At 72.3% G+C, this 22,286-nt stretch carries 16 protein-coding genes; 6 read left to right on the forward strand and 10 right to left on the reverse strand.

Annotation, left to right across the window (positions count from 1 at the left end):
• Positions 1 to 28 precede the first annotated feature (28 nt).
• Entirely contained in the window at positions 29 to 955 is a 927-nt protein-coding gene (locus OG534_RS10725; protein ID WP_326587856.1) for a proline dehydrogenase family protein, read from the reverse strand.
• 159 nt (positions 956 to 1,114) lie between these two features.
• Between OG534_RS10725 and OG534_RS10730 the strand changes: the two genes are divergently transcribed.
• Both OG534_RS10730 and OG534_RS10735 read left to right on the forward strand, forming a co-directional pair.
• Complete coding sequence (locus OG534_RS10730) at positions 1,115 to 2,608, forward strand: PucR family transcriptional regulator (RefSeq protein WP_326587857.1); 1,494 nt, start codon at positions 1,115 to 1,117, stop codon at positions 2,606 to 2,608.
• 105 nt (positions 2,609 to 2,713) lie between these two features.
• Entirely contained in the window at positions 2,714 to 3,130 is a 417-nt protein-coding gene (locus OG534_RS10735; protein ID WP_442807056.1) for an alcohol dehydrogenase catalytic domain-containing protein, read from the forward strand.
• 209 nt (positions 3,131 to 3,339) lie between these two features.
• On the opposite strand, the gene OG534_RS10740 is transcribed toward OG534_RS10735, so the two are convergent.
• Both OG534_RS10740 and OG534_RS10745 read right to left on the reverse strand, forming a co-directional pair.
• A complete protein-coding gene (locus OG534_RS10740; RefSeq protein ID WP_326587858.1) occupies positions 3,340 to 4,239 on the reverse strand; it encodes a hypothetical protein in 900 nt (299 codons plus the stop codon).
• Positions 4,240 to 4,391: 152 nt separating this feature from the next.
• Complete coding sequence (locus OG534_RS10745) at positions 4,392 to 4,979, reverse strand: TetR/AcrR family transcriptional regulator (RefSeq protein ID WP_326587859.1); 588 nt, start codon at positions 4,977 to 4,979, stop codon at positions 4,392 to 4,394.
• An 89-nt stretch (positions 4,980 to 5,068) separates the two neighbouring features.
• Here OG534_RS10745 and OG534_RS10750 point away from each other — a divergent pair, with 89 nt between their 5' ends.
• On the forward strand, positions 5,069 to 6,625 hold the full coding sequence (locus tag OG534_RS10750) for an MFS transporter (RefSeq protein WP_326587860.1): 1,557 nt from the start codon (positions 5,069 to 5,071) through the stop codon (positions 6,623 to 6,625).
• 85 nt (positions 6,626 to 6,710) lie between these two features.
• Here OG534_RS10750 and serA read toward each other — a convergent pair whose 3' ends face one another.
• The 6 genes from serA to OG534_RS10780 form a co-directional block, all read right to left on the reverse strand.
• On the reverse strand, positions 6,711 to 8,300 hold the full coding sequence (gene serA, locus OG534_RS10755; protein WP_326587861.1) for a phosphoglycerate dehydrogenase: 1,590 nt from the start codon (positions 8,298 to 8,300) through the stop codon (positions 6,711 to 6,713).
• 330 nt (positions 8,301 to 8,630) lie between these two features.
• Entirely contained in the window at positions 8,631 to 9,632 is a 1,002-nt protein-coding gene (gene ilvC / locus OG534_RS10760) for a ketol-acid reductoisomerase (protein WP_326587862.1), read from the reverse strand.
• Positions 9,633 to 9,760: 128 nt separating this feature from the next.
• On the reverse strand, positions 9,761 to 10,285 hold the full coding sequence (gene ilvN / locus OG534_RS10765; RefSeq protein ID WP_267824446.1) for an acetolactate synthase small subunit: 525 nt from the start codon (positions 10,283 to 10,285) through the stop codon (positions 9,761 to 9,763).
• Between the two features lie 32 nt (positions 10,286 to 10,317).
• On the reverse strand, positions 10,318 to 12,204 hold the full coding sequence (locus OG534_RS10770) for an acetolactate synthase large subunit (protein WP_326587863.1): 1,887 nt from the start codon (positions 12,202 to 12,204) through the stop codon (positions 10,318 to 10,320).
• A 204-nt stretch (positions 12,205 to 12,408) separates the two neighbouring features.
• Positions 12,409 to 15,321, reverse strand: a complete 2,913-nt coding sequence (locus OG534_RS10775; protein WP_398561832.1) for a putative bifunctional diguanylate cyclase/phosphodiesterase — start codon at positions 15,319 to 15,321, stop codon at positions 12,409 to 12,411.
• A gap of 282 nt (positions 15,322 to 15,603) precedes the next feature.
• Positions 15,604 to 16,551, reverse strand: coding sequence for a 2-hydroxyacid dehydrogenase (locus tag OG534_RS10780; RefSeq protein ID WP_326587864.1), 948 nt, complete (start codon positions 16,549 to 16,551; stop codon positions 15,604 to 15,606).
• Between the two features lie 73 nt (positions 16,552 to 16,624).
• Here OG534_RS10780 and OG534_RS10785 point away from each other — a divergent pair, with 73 nt between their 5' ends.
• The 3 genes from OG534_RS10785 (at position 16,625) to OG534_RS10795 (ending at position 19,216) form a co-directional block, all read left to right on the forward strand.
• The gene (locus tag OG534_RS10785) at positions 16,625 to 17,632 is read left to right on the forward strand and encodes an aldo/keto reductase (protein WP_326593547.1); all 1,008 of its coding nucleotides are present in this window, start codon (positions 16,625 to 16,627) and stop codon (positions 17,630 to 17,632) included.
• Between the two features lie 105 nt (positions 17,633 to 17,737).
• A complete protein-coding gene (locus OG534_RS10790) occupies positions 17,738 to 18,994 on the forward strand; it encodes a PQQ-dependent sugar dehydrogenase (protein ID WP_326587865.1) in 1,257 nt (418 codons plus the stop codon).
• A 51-nt stretch (positions 18,995 to 19,045) separates the two neighbouring features.
• Positions 19,046 to 19,216, forward strand: a complete 171-nt coding sequence (locus OG534_RS10795) for a DUF6191 domain-containing protein (RefSeq protein WP_326593548.1) — start codon at positions 19,046 to 19,048, stop codon at positions 19,214 to 19,216.
• Here the strand turns inward: OG534_RS10795 and OG534_RS10800 are convergent.
• Positions 19,179 to 22,244 carry a helix-turn-helix transcriptional regulator gene (locus OG534_RS10800; RefSeq protein ID WP_326587866.1) on the reverse strand — a complete coding sequence of 1,022 codons (3,066 nt, stop codon included), beginning with the start codon at positions 22,242 to 22,244 and terminating at the stop codon, positions 19,179 to 19,181. The two genes, OG534_RS10795 and OG534_RS10800, sit on opposite strands and share 38 nt — an antisense overlap.
• Positions 22,245 to 22,286 lie beyond the last annotated feature (42 nt).

The raw sequence follows: 22,286 nt of genomic DNA on the forward strand, positions 1-22,286 counted from the left end.
GCTGGTAACTCCTTGACCTGGTTCTTGGCTAGTTCTTGGTGATCATCGAGCGGACGAAGAAGAGGAGGTTGGCCGGCTTCTCCGCGAGGCGGCGCATGAAGTAGCCGTACCAGTCCGTCCCGTACGCGGTGTAGACGCGCATCCGGTGGCCCTCGGCGGCGAGTCGCAGGTGCTCCTCGCTGCGGATGCCGTACAGCATCTGGAACTCGTACTCGTCCAGCTTGCGCCCGGCCTTGCGGGCGAGCTCCTGGCCGATGGCGATGAGACGCGGGTCGTGGGACCCGATCATCGGGTAGCCCTCGCCGTCCATGAGGATTTTCAGGATCCGGACGTACGCCTTGTCGATCTCCGCCTTGTCCTGGTACGCGACCTCGGCGGGCTCCTTGTAGGCGCCCTTCACGATCCGGACGCGGCTGCCGGCGTCGGCCAGGCGGCGGGCGTCGGCCTCCGTGCGGAAGAGGTAGGCCTGGATCACGCAGCCGGTCTGCGGGAAGTCCTTCCGCAGCTCCTCGTGGATGGCGAACATCGAGTCGAGGGTGGTGTGGTCCTCGGCGTCGAGCGTCACGGTGGTGCCGATGGCGGCCGCGGCCTCGACGACCGGGCGGACGTTGGCGAGGGCCAGCTCGTGGCCGCCCTCCAGTGCCTGGCCGAACATCGACAGCTTGACGGACATCTCGGCCTTCTCGCCGAGGCCGAGTGCCGCGAGACGCCCAATGAGCTGGAGGTAGGCGTCACGGGCGGCGTAGGACTGCTCCACCGCGGTGATGTCCTCGCCCACGACGTCGAGGGTGACCTCAAGGCCGTTGCGTGTGAGGTCCTCGACGATCGGGATGACCTGGTCGACCGTCTCACCGGGGATGAACCGGTTCACCACGGGCTTGGTCACCGGGGCGGCAGAGACGATTCGGCGCATCTTGTCGCTGCGCGAAGCGGCGAGGATCACGGGACCCAGCACGGGGCACCTCCAGCGGGTGGCAGAAGAAAAGCTCAAGTAAAACCACCGTGAAACCTAAGGATCGCTTTGATCCTCGGCCATCGACAGCTGTCACGCATCCGTGTCCCGGATCTCATACATCTGTCTGAAGAGCCCGTGCGGGGGTGGGAGAATGTCCGCGTGAAGGGCGATTACCAGGACCTGGTGGACGAGATCTCGGCGCTGCTCGGCGCCCCGGCGACCCTGGAGAACCGGGACTTCCGCCTGATCGCCTTCGGCGCGCACGACAGCGACAGCGATTCCGGCGAGCTCACGCTGGACCCGGTACGGACCCGCTCGATCCTGACGCGGCAGTCGACGGCGGCGGTCCGCTCCTGGTTCGAGGGCTTCGGCATCGCCCGCGCCACCGGGCCCGTGCGGATCCCGGCGGCGCCCGACGCGGGGGTGTTCCGCGGACGGATCTGCCTCCCGGTGCGGTACCGGGGCATCGTCCAGGGCTACGTGTGGCTCCTCGACCAGGAGCCCGGCCATCCCGGCCCCGAGCCGGCGGCGCTGGCCGCGGCCATGGAGGTGGCCGAGCGGATCGGGGTGCTGCTCGCCGAGGAGGCGAAGGCGGGGGCCGACCTGTCCCGGGAGTTCCTGGCGGTGCTCACGGCCGCGCGGGGCTGGCAGCAGGAGATGGCGGTGGCCGCGCTGCGGGTCGCCCTCGGCCCGGGCGGGGACGGGCTGCACGCGGCGGTCTGCGTGGCGCCGTGGACCGGGGAGGCCCCGGCGTCGGTGCCGGGCGCGGCCGCGGTGTGCGTCGTACCGGGGCGGGGCGGGGCGGGCGCCGCCACCGGTCCGGGGACGGGGCACGGAGCGGGGCCTGCGCGCGCCCCGGCGCTGGCGGTCCTGCTCCGGCTGCGCTCGACGGACGCGCTGGGCCCGGCCCTGACGGCGGCGATGGCCAAGCTGCTGCCGCGCACGGCGGACCCAGCGGGCACGACCGGCGCCGGACCTTCGGGCGGGGCCGCGGGCGGGGCACCGGCGGGGGCATCGAGCGGGGCGGCCGCCGCGGCATCGGGCAAGTCCCCTGGCGGAGCCTCTGGCAAGTCGCCCGGCGGGGCCTCGGCCGCGGCATCGGGCGGCAAGTCGTCGGCCAGGTCCTCTGCCGGGGTACCCGCCGGGGCATCGGGCAAGTCCTCCGGCGGAGCCTCGGCCGCCGCCGCGCCGGCCAGGTCGCCGGCCGGGAGCGCCGTGGCCACGGCGTCCGCCGGCCACCGGATGACCGCCGGCGTCGCCGACCCCGTCCGGGGCCTCGCGGAGCTGCCCGCCGCCTGGGAGCAGGCCGTCGCCGCGGCCCGGGCGGCCGTCGCCCAGCCCCGGCTCGGCCCGGTCGCCCAGTGGTCGGCGATCGGCCCGTACCGGCTGTTGGCGACCCTCGCCGCCGACCCGGTGGACGACCCGGCGGCCCGCACCCTGCTGACCCCGGCCCACCGCGAACTCGCCCGTACCGCCGAGGTGTTCCTGGACTGCGCCGGCCAGGCGGGCCGGGCGGCGGCCGCCCTGGGCATCCACCGCCAGACCCTCTACTACCGCCTCGCCCGGGTGGAGCAGCTGACCGGCCTCGACCTGGACGAGGGCGAGGACCGCCTGCTGCTCCACATGGTCCTCAAGGCCTCCCGCCTCGCCTGAGGGTGGGGGTTGCTTCCGGGCCCCACCCAAGAAGGTCGACCGGCCCGTGGTCGGCGACCGCGACCCGTACCCGGCGCGCCTGGTGCTCGGTCTGGCGGGCCGAAGGTGCGGATACGCGGCACGGACTCCGCCGGCCGGGTGGAAGGGCTGGGCAAGGACGTCACGCGACTGCGCCCCGGTGACGCGGTGTTCGGGGAGGCCGAGGGAGCGTTCGCCGCGTACGTGTGCGCCCCGGCCGACATGGTGGAGGCGAAGCCCGCCGACCTGACGTTCGAGCAGGCGGCCTCGGTCCCGCTCGCGGGGAACACCGCCCTCATGGGCCTGCGCGACCTGGGGCGCGTGCGGCCGGTACGGCGGGTCCTGGTCAACGGCGCGTCAGGCTGGGTGGGGACGTTCGCCGTCCAGATCGCCGAGGCGCTCGGCGCGGAGGTGACCGCCGTGTGCGGGACGAGGAACGTGGACCTGGTCCGGTCGCTCGACGCCGGCCACGTCGTCGACTGCTCCCGGGACGGCGCGTGCTGACGCCCGGGGTGAGGAGGGGACGCTCGTCCTCTCCGGTGGCGGCGTGTCCGAAGGCGGCAGCCTGCCGCGGCCGATGGCCCTCCTCGTGACGGGCCGGGCGCCGTCCCGTCCCCGTCCGCGAGGTGCCCGAGGCCATCAGGTCCCTCGAAGTGGAGCACGCACGGGCGAAGGTGGTCATCACCGTGTGACGGACAGCGCCGCTCGGGCGGTCAGCGGCCCTGGCTGCGCTCCAGCGGCGCACCGGTCGCGGCGTCGACGACGATCCGGTCGCCCACCGGCCGGCTCAGCGTGACCGGGACGCTCTGCATGCGCATCGCCGCGTCGCAGGCCGCGCCCGGGGGCAGTTCGGCGCCGGGCAGGATGCGGCCGGCCAGCACCACCGTGCCGGCGCCCTCCAGGGCGTCCACGGCGACCCCGCCGTCGCAGCTGCCGTGACCCGCCGTCACGCTGAAGGCCGTCGCGTCCGGGGCGCCCGAGTGGCCGAACAGCGAAGCCGTGCCGCCGTCGATGTCCTCCAGCGGCTCCACCGGGGGTTTCGGCAGCTCCTGCGGGCCGACGGCGATCCGGGCGAGCGGGGTGTCGTACCCCTCCACGGCGAACAGCCATGCGGGCACCCGCGCCGGGCCGCGGCTGGTGCGCACGGTGGTCTCGCCGAAGCGGACGCCCGTGATCTGCAGGGCGGGTTCGCGGTCCGGGTCCCGGTCGAGTTCCCCGTCGAGTTCTCCGTACGTCTGCGCCGCGGTCTGCAGCGGCAGGAGGAGCGTGCTGCCGTCGGGCCAGTGGACCGGGGTGGCCGGCGGCGGCGTGTCGGGCAGCCCGGTGCGCAGGACGAAGTTCCCCGCCGCGTAGGCGGCCTTGTCCTGCCCGGAGCGGAAGCCGCCCGGCGGCTGCCAGTCCTGCGGGTCCAGGGGGTGGAAGCCCTCGCGCCACTGCCGGAGGGCAGCCGATCCCTCCCAGGCGGCGGCCACCTGCTGCATCCGCGGCCGGGAGTCCGCCGGCGGGGCGTGGTGCGGAACGTCCCGCGGTGCGCCCTGCTCCGGCTGCTGCGCACCGCACCCGGCGGTCAGCACCGCGGCCGCGAGGCAGCACAGCATCACCCCGACCCGCATCCCCGACCGCATCCCACCGCGCGCCCTGAAACCCGCTCCCGAACCCGCTCCCGAACCTGCTCCCGCTCCCGCTCCCGCCATGGCGACTCCCCCTCGTCTCGGGCCGATTCGGCAGTGGGACGGGGCGCGCCCGGCGGTGGTTCCGGCTCCGCTCAGCCCTCGGCGCCCTTCGGGCGCATCATCGCCTCGGCGGCCCGGCGCATGCCCTCGGTGAGTTCCTCCGCCGTGGCGGCCGACTCCGGATCGAACACCCACTGGATCATCAGGCCGTTCAGCAGCGCCTGGTAGAAGGCGCCCAGCGTGCGCACCTGCCGCTCGTCGATCCGGTCCTCCGGGATGCCGGTCAGCATCGAGACCAGGCCCCGGCGCCCCTCGGCCTGCGAGGCCGCGAGCAGGGCCCGCAGCGCCGGGAGCCGGTCCCCGCTCAGCGCGATCTCGATGCTGGCCGCCCAGGCAGGGCCCGATTCCTCGTGCTGGGCGACGACGCCCTCCCAGACCTGGCGGAACCGCTCCAGCGAGCCGCCCTCCCCGGTCACTCCGGCCTGGAAGACATCGCCCCACTCCTCCATCAACGCGATGAAGGCCTGGGCGAGCAGGGCGTCCTTCGATCCGTAGTGGTAACCGATGGACGCCAGGTTCGTCCCCGAGGCGCTGACGATGTCGCGCGCGGTGGTGCGCACGAACCCCTTCTCGACCAGGCACTTCTTGGCGCCTTCGAGCAGATCTTCGCGATGTCCCATGGCCACACCGTAGCAAGACAAGCGTCTCAGACAACAGTTTCAGACAACCGTCATAGACAAGCGTTTAAGACGTATGTACATTGCTGCTCATGACGAACCCCGCCGCCACACCGCGCCGCGCCGGCCGCCGCGAATGGACCGCGTTCACGGTCCTGTTGCTGCCCCTGCTCCTGGTCTCGATGGACGTCTCGGTCCTCTACTTCGCCATCCCCGCGATCACCGAGCAGCTCGAACCGAGCGCCACCCAGCAGCTCTGGATCTTCGACAGCTACGCCTTCGCCCTCTCCGGCCTGCTGATCACGATGGGCTCGCTGGGCGACCGGATCGGCCGCCGCAAGCTGTTGCTGATCGGTGCGGCCGCCTTCGGCCTCGCCTCGGTCGGCGCCGCGTACGCCACCAGCGCCGAGATGCTCATCGCGGCCCGCGTGCTCCTCGGCATCGGCGGCGCCACCCTGATGCCCTCCACGCTGGCCCTCGTCCGCAACCTCTTCCACGACCCCGGGCAGCGCAGCCGGGCCATCGCCATCTGGTCCGGGGCCATGACCGGCGGAATCGCCCTCGGCTCCGTCCTCAGCGGTGTGATGCTGAACCACTTCTCCTGGGGCTCGGTCTTCCTCGTCAACGTGCCCGCGATGCTGCTCCTGCTGGTCCTGGTCCCCGTGCTGGTCCCGGAGTTCAAGGACCCGGCCCCCGGCCGCTTCGACCTGCTGGGGGTCCCGCTGTCCATGGCCGCCGTACTGCCGGTCGTCTACGGACTCAAGGAGATCGCCGCCGACGGCTTCGAACCGCTCTACCTGGGCTGCCTCGCCGTCGGCCTGGCCTTCGGATACGTCTTCGTCCGCCGCCTGCGCACCCGTGACGACGCCATGGTGAGCCGGACGCTGTTCCGGGGCCGCGGTTTCGGCGCGGGCATCGGGCTCAACACGATCGCCGCCTTCGCCATGATGGGCTCGGCCTACTTCACCACCCAGTACCTCCAGTCGGTGCTCGGGATGCGCCCCCTGGAAGCAGCCCTGTGGAGCCTCGCCCCCTCGCTCGTCATCGGCGCCGCGGCCCCGGTCGGCGCGGCCCTGGCCCAGAAGGTGGACCGGGCCTACGTGATCGCCGGCGGGTTCGCCCTCGCCGCCGCCGGGTTCGCGCTGGTCGGCCTGGTCGGGACCGACTCCCTGTGGCTGCTGCTGACCGGCGCCGCGGTGCTGGCCTCGGGCATCGTCACCGTGATGGCCCTGGTGTCCGACATGGCTCTGGCCTCGGCCCCCGCCGAGAAGGCCGGTTCCGCCGCCTCGCTGCTGGAGACCGGCCAGGAGTTCGGCGGCGCGCTCGGGATGGCCCTGCTGGGCAGCCTGAGCACCGCCGTCTACCGCGGTGACCTGGCGGACTCCGAGCCCGCGGTGCGGGAGACCCTGGGCGGGGCCGTCGCCACCGCCCACCGGATCGGCGGGGCGGCCGGCGAAGAGGTACTGGCCCTGGCCCGGGAGGCCTTCGTCCACGGCATGCAGTACGCGGCCTGGGGCGGTACGGCGCTGCTGCTCGGTGCGGCCGTGCTCGCCGCGGCCCTGATGCGGGGGATCGAAGCCCCGGCCCCGGCCGCGGCGGATCCGGCCGGCGCTTCCGGGGCCCGCGTCCAGGAGGCGACGTACAACTGATCGGTGCGGCAGGCACGGCCGACGGAACGCGAAAGGGCCCGGGGGTCTCTCCCCGGGCCCTTCCTCACCTCACTGACCGAGCGGGCTAGCCGAGGCTGACCGTACGCGCGGACACGGCGCCGATCTCGGCGGAGATGTCCGCGAGGACGTCTCCCGGCACCTCGGCGTCGACGGTGAGGACGGCGAGCGCCTCGCCGTGCTCCTCCGCGCGGGCGACCTGCATGCCCGCGATGTTCAGACCGGCCTCGCCGAGGACGCGGCCGACGGTGCCGACGACGCCGGGTCGGTCGGTGTAGCGCAGCACGACCATGTAGTCGGCGAGCGCCAGGTCCACGTCGTACTCGCCGATGCCGACGATCTTCTGAAGGTGCTTCGGGCCCGCGAGCGTGCCGGAGACCGAGACCTCCTGACCGTCCGACAGGGTGCCGCGCACGGTCACGACGTTGCGGTGGTCCGGGGACTCCGAGCTGGTGGTCAGGCGTACCTCGACACCGCGCTCCTGTGCGAACAGCGGGGCGTTGACGTAGGAGACCGTCTCGTCGACGACGTCCTCGAAGACTCCCTTGAGCGCGGAGAGTTCGAGCACCTTGACGTCGTGCTGGGTGATCTCGCCGTAGACCTCGACGTCGAGGCGGACCGCGACCTCGCCCGCGAGGGCGGTGAAGATGCGGCCGAGCTTCTCGGCGAGCGGCAGGCCCGGACGGACGTCCTCGGCGATGACGCCGCCCTGGACGTTGACCGCGTCCGGCACGAGCTCGCCGGCGAGCGCGAGGCGCACCGACTTGGCGACCGAGACACCGGCCTTCTCCTGGGCCTCGTCCGTGGACGCGCCGAGGTGCGGGGTGCAGACGACCTGGTCGAGCTCGAAGAGCGGGGAGTCCGTGCAGGGCTCCTTGGCGTACACGTCGAGGCCGGCGCCGGCGACGCGGCCCTCCTTGATGGCCGTGTACAGGGCGGCCTCGTCGACGATCCCGCCGCGGGCGGCGTTGACGATCCGGACGGACGGCTTCACCTTGTGCAGGGCCTCGTCCCCGATGAGACCGAGGGTCTCGGGGGTCTTGGGCAGGTGCACGGTGATGAAGTCGGCGACCTCCAGGAGCTCGTCCAGCGTCAGCATCTTGACGCCCATCTGGGCGGCGCGCGCGGGCTGTACGTAGGGGTCGTACGCGACGATCTTCATGCCGAAGGCCGACATGCGCTGCGCGACCAGGACGCCGATGCGGCCGAGGCCGACGACGCCGAGGGTCTTCTCGCTGAGCTCGACACCCGTGTACTTGTTCCGCTTCCACTCACCGTTCTTCAGGGCGGTGTTGGCCTGCGGGATGTTGCGGGCGGTGGCGACGAGCAGGCCGCAGGCGAGCTCCGCCGCGGTCACGATGTTCGAGGTCGGGGCGTTGACGACCATCACGCCGGCCTTGGTGGCGGCGGAGACGTCGACGTTGTCCAGACCGACGCCGGCGCGCGCGACGACCCTCAGCTTCTTCGCCGCGGCGATGGCCTCGGCGTCGACCTTGGTGGCAGAGCGGACGAGGATCGCGTCGACGTCGACGATCGCGGGCAGCAGCTCCGCGCGGTCGGCTCCGTTGACGTGCCGGATCTCGAAGTCCGGACCGAGTGCGTCCACCGTGGCGGGCGACAGCTCTTCGGCGATGAGTACGACAGGTTTCGAGCTCACGTGGGTCCTCACAAGTCCAGTGCGGACGGCCGTCCCGACGGCCGCAGGCGGTGGAGGGGGTAGCCGCGTGGAAGACGCACGACACTGTGGGCCTGACGCGTATGTGTTGAGCAGTGTAGTGGCGCTGACGGACCGGATTTCCGCCTGTACGGAAGGATCACCCGTCCGTGGTTGGCCGGGGTGGACAAGCCACGTCCCCGAGGGCCGGATTCCCGGCCCTCCGGCTGGTTCTCCGACCGGCCCTCGGGCCGGTCCTTGAGCCGACCGGATGGCGGTCCACCCGGGTGAGGCGGGGCCGGGACGCACCGTCCCGGCCCCGCCGCCACGCGATCAGCTCTCGTCGCTGTCGACCCAGCTCATCAGCTTGCGCAGCTTCTTGCCGGTGGTCTCGAGCAGGTGCTCCTCGTCGGCCTTCTTGTACTCGTTGTACTTCGGCAGACCGGCCTTGTACTCGGCCATCCAGGTGTTGGCGAACTCGCCGCTCTGGATCTCCGCGAGGACCTTCTTCATCTCGGCCTTGGTGGCGTCGGTGATGACGCGGGGGCCGGTGATGTAGTCGCCCCACTCGGCGGTCTCGGAGACCGACCAGCGCATCTTCTCCAGGCCGCCCTCGTACATGAGGTCCACGATGAGCTTCAGCTCGTGCAGGCACTCGAAGTACGCGATCTCCGGCTGGTAGCCGGCCTCGGTCAGGGTCTCGAAACCGGCCTTGACCAGCGCGGACGCACCACCGCAGAGGACGGCCTGCTCACCAAACAGGTCGGTCTCGGTCTCCTCGGTGAAGGTGGTCTTGATGACGCCGGCGCGGGTGCCGCCGATGCCGGCCGCGTACGAGAGCGCCAGCGCGAAGGCGCTGCCGGTGAAGTCCTGCTCGACGGCCGCGATGCAGGGCACGCCGCGGCCTTCCTCGTACTGGCGGCGGACCAGGTGCCCCGGGCCCTTCGGGGCGACCAGGGCGACGTCCACGTTGGCCGGGGGCTTGATGAAGCCGTAGCGGACGTTGAAGCCGTGACCGAAGAAGAGCGCGTCGCCCTCCTCGAGGTGCTCCTTGATGGACTCCTCGTAGATCTCGGCCTGCAGCGGGTCCGGGGTCAGGATCATGATGACGTTCGCCCATGCGGCGGCCTCGGCCACGGGGACGACCTTCAGGCCCTGCTCCTCGGCCTTGGCCTTGGACTTCGAGCCCTCCTTCAGGCCGACGACGACGTCGACGCCGGAGTCACGGAGCGACAGCGCGTGGGCGTGGCCCTGGCTGCCGTAACCGATGACCGCGACCTTGCGGCCCTGGATGATGGACAGGTCGGCGTCGTTCTCGTAGAACAGCTCGGCCACTGGGATATCTCCTTGGTGCGCTGGTGTTGCTCCCACCGTACGGCGGGGAACGGAATCTGAGTTTCTCGGTCTCGCTATGCGAGCTGAGCGTGTCTGACGCGACGGGTGGCGTCCGGTGCGCCGGCCGGTCAGGCGCTGCGGTCGAGCGCGCGCAGACTGCGGTCCGTGATGGACCGGCCGCCACGCCCTATGGCGATCGTTCCGGACTGCACGAGCTCCTTGATGCCGAAGGGCTCCAGCATCTTGAGCATCGCGCCGAGCTTGTCGGTACCGCCGGTGGCCTCGATGGTGACGGCCTCCGGGGAGACGTCGACCGTCTTGGCGCGGAACAGCTGGACGATCTCGACGATCTGCGACCGGGTCTCGTTGTCGGCGCGGACCTTCACCAGGACGAGTTCACGCTCGATGGCGTTGTGGGACTCCAGCTCGACGATCTTGAGCACGTTGACCAGCTTGTTCAGCTGCTTGGTCACCTGCTCCAGCGGGAGGTCCTCGACGTTCACGACGATGGTGATGCGGGAGATGTCGGGGTGCTCGGTGACACCGACCGCGAGGGAGTCGATGTTGAACCCGCGGCGGGAGAACAGCGCGGCGATCCGGGCGAGGATGCCGGGCGTGTTCTCGACCAGGACGGAGAGCGTGTGCTTGGACATGTGAGGCGTTCTCTCTCTCAGGCTCTCTCGGCTCAGTCGTCTTCGTTGTCGCCGAAGTCGGGACGGACGCCCCGGGCTGCCATGACCTCGTCGTTGGAGGTGCCGGCGGCGACCATCGGCCACACCATGGCGTCCTCGTGGACGATGAAGTCGATCACGACGGTGCGGTCGTTGATCGCGTTGGCCTCGGCGATGACCTTGTCCAGGTCTGCCGGGTCCTCGCAGCGCAGCGCCACGCAGCCCATGGCCTCGGACAGCTTGACGAAGTCCGGGACGCGCGTGCCCTTGCGGGGTGCGACGGACTCGCCGAGCTGGGAGCCGACCGTGTCGTGGCCGGTCTCGTCGGCGTGCAGGACGGTGTTGGAGTACCGCTGGTTGTAGAACAGCGTCTGCCACTGGCGGACCATGCCCAGGGCACCGTTGTTGATGATCGCGACCTTGATCGGGATGTTGTTCAGGGCGCAGGTGACCAGTTCCTGATTGGTCATCTGGAAGCAGCCGTCTCCGTCGATCGCCCAGACCGTGCGCTCGGGCATGCCGACCTTGGCGCCCATCGCGGCCGGGACCGCGTAGCCCATGGTTCCGGCGCCGCCGGAGTTCAGCCAGGTGCGGGGCTCCTCGTACTTGACGAAGTGCGAGGCCCACATCTGGTGCTGGCCGACGCCGGCCGCGAAGATCGTGCTCTTCGGCGCGAGCGCGCCGATCCGCTCGATGACCTGCTGGGGCGAGAGGCTGCCGTCCGCGGGCAGGTCGTAGCCCAGCGGGTAGGTGTCGCGCCAGCGGCTGAGGTCGTTCCACCAGGCGGAGTAGTCGCCGGCGTTGCCTTCGGTGTGCTCGGCCTGGACGGCCTGGATCAGGTCGGCGATGACCTCGCGGGCGTCTCCGACGATCGGGACGTCGACCGCGCGGTTCTTGCCGATCTCGGCGGGGTCGATGTCCGCGTGGATGATCTTGGCGAAGGGGGCGAAGCTGTCCAGCTTGCCGGTGACGCGGTCGTCGAAGCGGGTACCGAGGGCGATCAGCAGGTCCGACTTCTGCAGCGCGGTGACGCCGGTGACGGAGCCGTGCATGCCCGGCATGCCGACGTGCAGCGGGTGGCTGTCGGGGAAGGAGCCCAGCGCCATCAGGGTGGTGGCGACCGGGACCCCGGTCAGCTCCGCCAGGACCTTCAGCTCGGCGGTCGCGCCGGACTTCATGACGCCGCCGCCGACGTACAGGACCGGGCGCTTGGCCTGGCAGATGAGCTTGGCGGCCTCGCGGATCTGCTTGGCGTGCGGCTTGGTGACCGGCCGGTAGCCGGGGAGGTCCTGGGCGGGCGGCCACGAGAAGGTGGTCTTCGCCTGCAGGGCGTCCTTGGCGATGTCGACCAGGACCGGGCCGGGGCGGCCGGTGGAGGCGATGTGGAACGCCTCGGCGATCGTCCGCGGGATGTCCTCGGCCCTGGTGACCAGGAAGTTGTGCTTGGTGATCGGCATCGTGATGCCGACGATGTCCGCCTCCTGGAAGGCGTCGGTGCCGATCGCCTTGGAGGAGACCTGGCCGGTGATCGCGACGAGCGGGACGGAGTCCATGTGCGCGTCGGCGATCGGGGTGACCAGGTTGGTGGCGCCCGGACCGGACGTGGCCATACAGACGCCGACCTTGCCGGTGGCCTGCGCGTAGCCGGTGGCGGCGTGACCGGCCCCCTGCTCGTGCCGGACCAGGATGTGACGGACCTTCTTGGAGTCCATCATCGGGTCGTACGCGGGGAGGATGGCACCTCCCGGAATCCCGAAGACGGTGTCGCACCCCACCTCTTCGAGAGAGCGGATGAGGGACTGCGCACCCGTGACGTGCTCAACTGCGACGGACTGCTGTCCGCCGGAACGGGGCCGCGGCTGCGGATGGTGGGCCCCGGTGGCCTGCTCGGTCATCGGCATTCTCTTCTCGAAGCTGAGGGTTTTACGCGGATTCGACTCTGTGCCAGTGCAACAAAAAACCCCTCGTGCCAGGAGGCAAGCGAGGGGAGCGCGTCGGGTGTGTTGAGCGGGGACATGCAGGTCCCAGCTTCAGCCGACGCGCTTTCCAAGTACGAGAATTCGGGTGCGCATGGCACTGACCCTCCCTCTGGCGGGAGGGTGATGTCAAGTAGGTGGGACGGGCGTCTCATTATGTGAGCCTCTGCGGATGGCCATCGAGCCCCCGGGGGAACCGCCGGCCAGTGCTGGTTGGGCTGCTCCGCCCGGTACTGGGAACGTACCGCGCACCAGCGCGCGCCGCAGCCTGTACTCGTCGAGCGGTCCGGAAAAGGCCATTCCCTGGCCGTGTGTGCACCCCATCGCGCGCAGGGCCATGACCTGCTCGGGCAGGTCCACGCCGTCGGCCACGGACCGCATGCCCAGGTCGTTTGCGATCCGCAAGAGACCGGCGGTGATCTTGTGCAGGCGGGCGGACTCGACCACCCCTTCCACCAGGCCCCGGTCCAGCTTGAGCATGTCCACGGGGAGGCGGCGCAGGGCGCTGATGGCCGCGTAGCCACTGCCGAAGCCGTCCAGGGAGATACCCACCCCGAGCCGGTGCAGGGCGGTCAGGCGGCGCTCCAGGTCGTCGAAGGGCACTCTGGGGTCGGATACGGCGAGCTCGAGCACCAGGGCTCCGGACGGCAGGCCGTGCCGGGTCAGCAGGGCCTCCACCGAGCCGAGCGGCATGGCGCGGTCCAGGAGCCGCTGGGCGGTCATCCGCACGGCCACGGGGACGTCGTGCCCGGCGCGGTGCCGGTCGGCGGCCTGCTCCACGGCCTCCTCCAGCAGCCAGCGCCCCAGCTCGGCGGTGCGCGAGGCGTCCGGCCCGGCGGCGCCGGAGCCGCCCGTGCCGGACGCGCCGCCCGCGCCCGTGCCACCCTCGCTGTACTCGGCGACCCGGAGGAACTCCGCCGGGGTGAAGAGGATGCCCTGGGCGGACCGCCAGCGGGCCTGCGCGGCGACGGCCGAGACCTCGCCGGTGGCCAGCGAGACCACGGGCTGGTGCAGCAGGGCGAACTCGCCCTCGTGCAGTGCGGTCCGCAGCCGGCCCGCCAGCTCGGCCTTCCGCACGACCTCGGCCTGCATCTGCGGGGCGTACACCTCGACGCGGTCCTTGCCGCCCGCCTTGGCCCGGTACATCGCGAGATCCGCGTTGCGCATCAGGTCCGAAGGGGTGATGCCTGGGTCGGCGAAGGCGACGCCGATGCTGGCGGCGACCCGGACCTCGCTGCCGCCGATCCGGTACGGCTGGGAGAGGGTGGTGCGCAGCCGGTCGGCGATCTCGCGCGCCTGGTGCTCGCGGGCGCTCCGGTCGCGGTTCCCGTCGCCCAGGATCAGCGCGGCGAACTCGTCGCCGCCGAGGCGGGCCGCGGTGTCCCCGGCCCGCACCGAGTCCTGGAGCCTGCGCGCGGCCTCGATGAGCAGCTCGTCGCCGGCCTGGTGGCCGATGGTGTCGTTGACCGCTTTGAAGCCGTCGAGGTCGATGAAGAGCACGGCGGTGCTGTGGTCGCCCGCGCGCCGGCCGGTGAGGGCCTGGCGCACGCGCCGGGTGAACAGCGCCCGGTTGGGCAGGTCGGTCAGCGGATCGTGCTCGGCGCTGTGCTGGAGCTGGGCCTGGAGCCGGACCCGCTCGGTGACGTCGCGGCTGTTGAGGATGAGCCCGCCCTGGTGGCGGTTGACGGTGGACTCCACGTTGAGCCATTCGCCGCCGCCCGACTTGAAGCGGCACTCGATGCGCGTGGTGGGCTCCTCGGTCGGCGGTGCGGCGAGGAAGCGGCGCACCTCGTGGACCACGCGGCCGAGGTCGTCGGGGTGGATCAGGGTGGCGAGCTCGGTGCCGACCAGCTCCTCGGCCTCGCGGCCGTAGACCCCGGCGGCGGCGGGGCTGACGTAGCGCAGGGTCCCGGTGGGCGCGGCGATCATGATGACGTCGCTGGAGCCCTGGACCAGGGAGCGGAAGTGGTTCTCCTTCTGGGCCAGTTCCTGGGTCAGCGCGATGTTGTCGAGGAGCATGATGCCCTGCCGGATGACGAGGGCGAGCACGACCGTGCAGCCGGTGAAGACGACCATCCGGTCCACCTTCCGGCCGTCCACGACGTTGTAGAGGATGCCGAGGGTGCACACGGCGGCCGCGAGGTACGGGGTGAGAGCGGGCAGCGAGCCGGTGATCGGGCGGCTGTGCAGCCGGTCCCCGCGCGGGTGCCCGGCCGGCTCCGGGCCCGGGTGCATGCGCCGGGCGCCCCAGGGCGCGTACGCGAGCAGCAGCGAGCCCGCGAACCAGCCGGCGTCGAGCAGCTGTCCGGACTGGTACTCGGCGCTCAGCAGGGGCGAGGTGAACAGGGCGTCGCTGAGCACGGTCAGGGCCAGCGCCGCGATGGCGGTGTTGACGGCGGAGCGGTTGGTCTCGCTGCGCCGGAAGTGCAGGACCAGGACCATCGAGACGAGCGCGATGTCCAGGAGCGGGTAGGCGAGGGAGAGCGCGGCGCGCGGGACGCTGCCGGGGGCGCCGGACTGGGCGGTCCGCGCCGCGTGGGCCAGCGCCAGGCTCCAGGACAGGGTGAGCAGGGAGCCGCCGATGAGCCAGGAGTCGAGCCCGAGGCACACCCAGCCGGCGCGGGTGACCGGGCGTTTGGCGAGGACGAGCAGGCCCACGATGGCGGGCGGGGCGAAGCAGAGGAAGGCGAAGTCGGCGAGCGAGGGCTTCGGCACCGCTTCGCCGAGGATCACCTCGTACCAGCCCCAGACCGCGTTGCCGCAGGCGCCCATGAGGGAGGAGAAGGCGAAGAGCAGCCAGGCGGGGCGTTCACGGCTGTCGATGGCCCGCGCGTAGGAGTAGCAGGAGACGGCGGCGAGTAAGCCGGCCGCGCTGAGTCCGAAGTCGCCCATGATCTCGGCGACTTCCTCCGATCCCCAGTTGAGGGCGGCGCCCACGGCGTACCCGCCGCAGACCACCGCGAGGAGCAGCTGCATCGCCAGGCCCCTGCCTGCGCCCGAGACGGTCGGCCGGTTCAGGAGCGCCGCCCCCGGGGCACTCACCGGTCCCCCTCGCCGGCTGGTTCCGGTGCAGCCCAGTCTCGGCAGCGTCGCCTCCGGCGGCTGTGCCGCATCGGATCCTTCGTCCATTGGCCGTGCATCGCCCGTCGCCCCCCAAAGTGTCCGATCACTCCCCAGCGCCAGACGTTCGTGGCGCAGCCCCTTCTTCCGGACGATACACCACTTTCGTCACTCAGGGACATAGTTGCTCTACTCTCCGTTACCACTCGGGGAGTTGTGCCCACAGAGCGCATCCGGGTGACTCCAGAGCGTGCGCACCGCGCGTCACTCGGTGATCAGCACCGTGTGCTCGACGGGCTCTCCGGCGGCGAACCGGGTGAGCTGGCGCGCCAGCAGGCGCTTGGCCCGCGGCTCGAACGCCGAGCTGCTGCCGCCGACATGAGGCGTGATCAGGACATTCGGAGCATGCCAGAGCGGGTGGCCCGCGGGCAGCGGTTCCGGGTCGGTGACGTCGAGGGCCGCGCGCAGCCGGCCCGATTCCACCTCCGCCAGCAGGGACTTGGTGTCGACGACGGGGCCGCGTGCCACGTTCACCAGCAGGGCGCCGTCCTTCATCCGGCTCAGGAAGTCGGCGCCGGCCAGGCCCCGGGTCTCCTCGGTCAGCGGTGTCACGAGGATCACCACGTCGGCCTGCGGCAGGAGCCGGGGAAGGTCGGCGAGGGCGTGCACGGGTCCGCGGGCGGCGGTCCGTGCCGTACGTGCCACCCGTGCGACCGGTCCGCACTCGAAGGCAACGAGCCGGTCCTCGATGGCCGAGCCGATCGATCCGTAGCCGATGATCAGAACTGACTTGTCGGCGAGGGCGTCGTAGAACCCGGAGCGCCACTCCTCGCGGTCCTGGCCGCGGACCATGCCGGGGATGCCGCGCAGGGAGGCGAGGGTCAGCGTGAGGGCGAGCTCCGCGGTGCTGGCCGTGTGGACCCCGACGGCGTTGCACAGCCGTACCCCGGGGCGCAGGTCGCCGAGGCCGCCCATCACGTGGTCGATGCCGGCGGTCAGGGTCTGGACGACCTGGACGGCGGGCATCGCCGCCAGCGGGCGCACGGTGACCTCGGGGGACTTCATGTAGGGGGTGACGTAGAAGACGCAGTCGGCCGGATCGGCCGGGAAGGCGTCCTCGCCGTCCCAGAGGCGGTACCGGAAGCCGTCGGGGAGACCGTCGATCTCCTCGGCGCGGAAGGGGAGCCAGACGTCCCGGGTCGTTGCAGTCATGATCACGAGGCTATGCCAAGCCAACTGGATCAAGCCGTTAGTTTGTGTGCCGGAGTGGGAGGGGGACGCAGGGGTGGAGCGCAGGTCGATCGGGGCGGGGGCGCTGACCGTGGGCGCCGTCGGCCTCGGCTGTATGCCGATGAGCTGGGCGTACGCGCCTTCGCGGCGGCGGGGACACGAGTCGCTGGCCGCCGTGCACGCGGCGCTGGACCTGGGGTCGAACCTGCTGGACACGGCCGATGTGTACGGGCCGTACACCAACGAGCTGCTGCTGGGGCGGGTGCTGCGGGAGCGGCGGTCGGACGCGTTCGTCTCGGCCAAGGTGGGGCTGCGGGCGGGTGACCAGCATGTGGTGGCCGACGGGCGGCCGGGCTATCTGCGGCGGGCCTGCGACGCCTCGCTGCGGCGGCTGCGGACCGATGTCATAGACCTCTACCAGCTGCACCGGGTGGATCCGGAGGTGCCCGTGGAGGAGACCTGGGGGGCCATGGCGGAGCTGGTGGGCGCGGGGAAGGTGCGGGCGCTCGGCTTCTGCGCGCTGGGCGCCGGGGCCGGTCCGGGGGCGGGGCGGCGCGGTGACCGGGGGTACCGGACGACGCTTCGGCACCTGGAGCGGCTGCAGCAGGTGTTCCCGGTGAGCGCGGTGCAGGCGGAGCTGTCGGTGTGGTCGCCGGAGGCGGCCTGGCAGCTGCTGCCGTGGTGCGCGGCGCGCGGGGTGGGGCTGCTGGCGGCGATGCCGCTGGGCAGCGGGTTCCTCACCGGGACGCTCACCCCGGGCGAGGGCTTCGAGTCGCAGGACGTGCGGGCCCGGCATCCGCGTTTCACGGCGGAGGCGATGGCGTCGAACCAGGTGCTGGTGGCGGGTCTGCGGCGGGTGGCGCGGCGGCACGGGCCCGGGGTCACGGCCGCGCAGGTGGCCTTGGCGTGGGTGCTGGCGCAGGGTCCGCAGGTGGTGCCGGTGCCGGGCGCCGACCGGGCGCACTGGGCGGCGGAGAACGCGCGGGCGGCGGAGGTCCGGCTCTCGGCCGCGGACCTGGACGAGATCGCGGCCCTTCCGTTCGAGGTGGGAGCCTGGGACTGACCGACAACCACTCGATCGAGTGTACGAGTGGTGGAACTTCGGGAACTGCCGCAGCTGTTGAGACAGATGAAGGGCACGATCGGAGGACCGGAAGGGAGCAGGGCGATGCGATACGGAAGTACCTCGATTTCTCCCGGGCAGCTGGGGTACGGGGCCGGGGGCGGGCCGCGCCGGAGCGTGCTGGCGGCGGTCGCGCTGGCCGGGTGCGGCGCTCTGCTGGCGACGGGATGCTCGCCGGCGGGCGCCCCGGACGCGGGTCGGGGCAGCGCTCCCCCGGGCACGGCGGCGGCCGGGTCGGCGTCCGGTTCCGGGTCGGCGGGCCCGTCGGGGAGACCGTCCGCCTCGGCCGAGGCCACCGGCCCGCCGGCAAAGGGGGCGGTCACGGTCACCGGCGAGGTCGCCAAGGGCCTGGAGTCGCCGTGGGGCGTGGCCCCGTTGCCCGGCGGGGACCTGCTGATCGCCTCGCGGGACAAGGGCACGATCAGCCGGGTCGCGGCGGGTTCGGGCACCGTGACGCGGATCGGCGAGGTGCCGGGGGTGGCCCCGGGCGGGGAGGGCGGGCTGATGGGCCTCGCGCTGTCGCCGTCCTTCGCCTCGGACCGGCTGGTGTACGTGTACTTCACGACCGAGTCGGACAACCGCATCGCCCGGCTGCGGTACGACGAGCAGAGACCGGCCGGGCAGCAACTGGGCGCGCCGGACACCGTGTTCCGGGGCATCCCGAAGGGTCTCATCCACAACGGCGGCCGGATCGCCTTCGGCCCGGACAAGATGCTCTACGCGGGGACGGGCGAGACCGGGGACACCGGGCTCGCACAGGACAAGAAGTCGCTGGGCGGCAAGATCCTGCGGATGACGCCGGACGGGGATCCGGTGCACGGGAATCCCGAGGCGGATTCGGTCGTCTACTCCTACGGGCACCGCAATGTGCAGGGCATGGCCTGGGACAAGGAAAAACGGCTGTGGGCGGCCGAGTTCGGCCAGAACACCTGGGACGAGCTGAATCTGATCGAGCCCGGCGCGAACTACGGCTGGCCGGAGGCCGAGGGGAAGGCGGGCAAGCCGGGCATGCGCGATCCGGTGGCCGTGTGGAAGACCGACGAGGCCTCGCCGAGCGGGATCGCCTGGGCCGAGGGGTCGATATGGATGGCCGGGCTGAGGGGGAACCGGCTGTGGCGGATCCCGCTGGCCGGGACGGCACCGGTGGCGGAGCCCGAGGCCTTCCTGGAGCGCAAGTACGGGCGGCTGCGGACGGTGGTGGCGCTCGGCGGAGACCGCTTGCTGCTGGTGACGAGCGAGACGGACGGGCGCGGGTCGCCGGAGGCGGGCGACGACAGGATCCTGACACTGACGGTGCGGTGACCGGCGTGTCCCCGGCTGGGGGCGAAGGGTGCGGTGGATGCGGTGTTCAACATGATCGAGGAGCTGTTCAACCCGGGGCGCAAACACACGAACGAGGAGAAGAAGCGGCTGGAGCTGTCCCGGACCGACGTCAATGACAACGACCCGGGACGGGGTCCGATAGACCTCGCATCCGGCAAGGTGCTCATACGCCTCGGCGAGCAGCCTCCGGGAGGGGGCTGACCGGGACGGGCGGGCCGAAGAGCCGCAGCCGGTGCGCGAGGGCGGCCGCCTCGCCCCGGCCGGCGACGCCGAGCTTGGCCAGGATGTTCGACACGTGCACGCTCGCCGTCTTCGGGGAGATGAAGAGCTCTTCGGCGATCTTGCGGTTGGTGCTGCCGGCCGCCACCAGGCGCAGCACGTCCCGCTCACGGCTGGTCAGCCCGAGGGCCTCGGCCGGGTCGGTCCGCGGTGCGGGCGTGGCCGGGGACGCGTCGGCCGCGGTCAGCGGCAGCCGGGCGCGCTGGGCCAGCAGGGCCAGGTCCTCACGCAGCCTGCGTGAGCCGATCCGGTCGGCGGTGGCGTAGGCCTCGCGGAGCAGGACCGCCGCGGGCTCCCGGTCTCCGCCCGCGGCCAGCATGGCCTCGGCGAGCCGGTGGCGGGCCCGGGCCAGCAGGTACGGGCGCTCCAGCGGGCGGATGGCCTCCTCGACGGCGGCCCAGTCGGCGACGGTGTCGCGGGCCTCGGCCCGCAGCAGCTCGGCCCGGACGTACTCGGCGTGGGCGCCCCACACCGGGACCGGGGTGGCGAGGCGGCGGGCGGCGGTGCGCAGCACGTCCAGGGCGGCGTCCCGGCCGGCGTCGGCGGCCGGGAGTCCCCGGGCGTCCGCCTCGGCGGAGGCGGCGGCGAGCAGCAGGGGCCAGGCGTAGCGGTGCTGCCCGAGCGGGAAACCGTAGGCGATGGCGGCGGCCGTCTCGGCGCGGACGTCGGCGATGCGGCCCTCCCCCGCGGCGAGCCCGATCGCGAGACGGTACAGCGGGATCCGGTGCTGCGGCTGGGCATCGTGCGTGCCGAAGTGGGCGCGGGCGGCGGCGAACTGCTGGGCCGCCTCGGCCAACTCGCCCCGGGCCAGCGCCAGGTAGGCCAGTCGTGCGGAACCGGAGCCGCGCGGGGCCGCGCTCTGGCCGACGAGCACGGTGCGTCGGGCCGCCTCGACGGCCTCGTCCCAGCGGCCGAGGCTGTAAAGGCTCTCGGCCATGTTTCCGCAGACCCAGGCCTCGGTGTCCAGGAGCCGGGACCTCCTGACCAGTTCAGCCCCTTGTTCGGCCAGTTCCACGGCTTCGCGGGACCGGCCCATGCTTTCCAACTGAGAGGTGAGGTTGATATGTGCACGTCCTGCCAGCATGGTGAGCCCGAGTTCCGTGGCCCGTTCCCTGACCGCGTGCATCTCGGCGAGGCCGCCCGGGCCGTCGCCCGAGTCGGTGAGCAGGCAGCCGACCGTGATCCGTGCGTTGAGCTCGGTGTCCTCGGCGCCGACCATGCGCGCGTACTCGACGGCGCGTTCGGCGGCGGCGAGGTTGTCGGGGCCGGGCTTGTGGAGCATGCCCCAGCCCGCGGCCCAGACCAGGACCTCGGCGTGCACCCGGGACGGGGGCAGCCCCCGGACGAGGTCCTGCGCCTTGGCGATCTCCTCCCACCCGTCGCCGCGGCCGAGGCCGGCGACCAGCCGGGAGCGCTCGGTCCAGAACCAGGCGGACCGCAGCGGGTCGCGGTCCTCCTCCAGCAGGCGCAGCGCCGTCTTCGTGATCTTCAGGGCGCGTTCGCGCTCGCCTCCGTAGCGTGCCGCGACGGTCGCCTCGGCCAGCAGGTCGAGCCGCTGCAGCGGGGTGCTGGCCGGGTCGCAGCCGCACGGCGGGTACACGTCGGTGTAGTCCGCCGGGCGAAGTGCCTCGCGGACCTCCGGCGGAACGCTGTCCCACAGGTCCATGGCCCGCTCCAGCAGTCGCAGCTGCTCGGAGTAGGCGTGCCGGCGGCGGGCGGCGACGGAGGCGACCAGGACGGCGGGCAGCGCCTTGGCGGGGTCGTTCGCGTGGTACCAGTAGCTGGCGAGCCGGATGACCCGCTCCTCGGCGCGGATCAGCGACGCGTCGGTCTCCAGGGCCTCGGCGTAGCGGCGGTTGACGCGGGCGCGCTCGCCGGGCAGCAGGTCGTCGCTGACGGCCTCGCGGACCAGCGAGTGCCGGAAGCGGTAGCCGTCGCCGTCCGGGGTGGCGAGCAGGATGTTGGCGCCGACCGCGGCCCTCAGCGCCTCGATCAGCTCGTCCTCGGAGAGCCCGGCGACGGCGCGCAGGAGCGGGTACTCCACGGCGGAGCCGCCCTCGGCGACGATGCGCACCAGGCCCTGGGTCTCGTCGGGGAGGACCTCGACGCGCACGAGGAGCAGGTCGCGCAGGGATTCGGTGAGTCCGGTGCGGCAGCCGCTCGCCCGGGAGGCGACGAGTTCCTCGACGAAGAAGGCGTTGCCGTCGGAGCGGTCGAAGACGGAGTCGACGAAGTCCTCGTCGGGTTGCGCGGCGAGGATGCCCGCGAGCTGGCGGCGTACCTCGGCCCGGCTGAAGCGGGACAGCTCGATGCGGCGGACGGTGCGGAGCCGGTCGAGTTCGGCGAGGAGCGGGCGCAGCGGGTGGCGGCGGTGGACGTCGTCCGCGCGGTAGGTGGCGACGACGACGAGCCGGCCGCCGGCGAGGCTGCGGAAGAGGTAGGAGAGCAGGTGCCGGGTGGAGGTGTCCGACCAGTGCAGGTCCTCCAGGACGAGGACGACGGTGCGGTCGGCGGCGAGCCGCTCCAGCATCCGGGCCGTCAGTTCGAAGAGCCGGGCGGTGCTCTCCTCGTCGTGCGGTCCGCGCGGGGTGTCGCCCAGTTCGGGAAGGATCCGGGCGAGCTCGTCCTCCTGGCCGGCGGCTGCGGCGGCCAGCTCTTCGGGGAGGAGACGGTGCAGGGTGCGCAGGGCCGTCGAAAACGGGGCGAAGGGAAGTCCCTCCGCCCCGATCTCCACACAGCCTCCGACGGCGACGACGGCGCCGCGGCGGTCCGCCTCGCAGAGGAACTCCTCGGTGAGGCGGGTCTTGCCGACCCCGGCCTCGCCGCCGATGAGCATCGCCTGCGGCTCCTGGCCTTCGGCGCGGGTCAGTGCGTCGGTGAGCACGGCCAGTTCGTCGGCTCGGCCGACGAACACCGGGCTGACGGATCTGGTCTCCACGCCGCCGAGCATCGCACAGACGTCCTGCCCGGCGGCACTCGTTATCGGTGCGCT

It is taken from the genome of Streptomyces sp. NBC_01294, assembly GCF_035917235.1.
Taxonomy (GTDB): Bacteria; Actinomycetota; Actinomycetes; order Streptomycetales; family Streptomycetaceae; genus Streptomyces; species Streptomyces caledonius.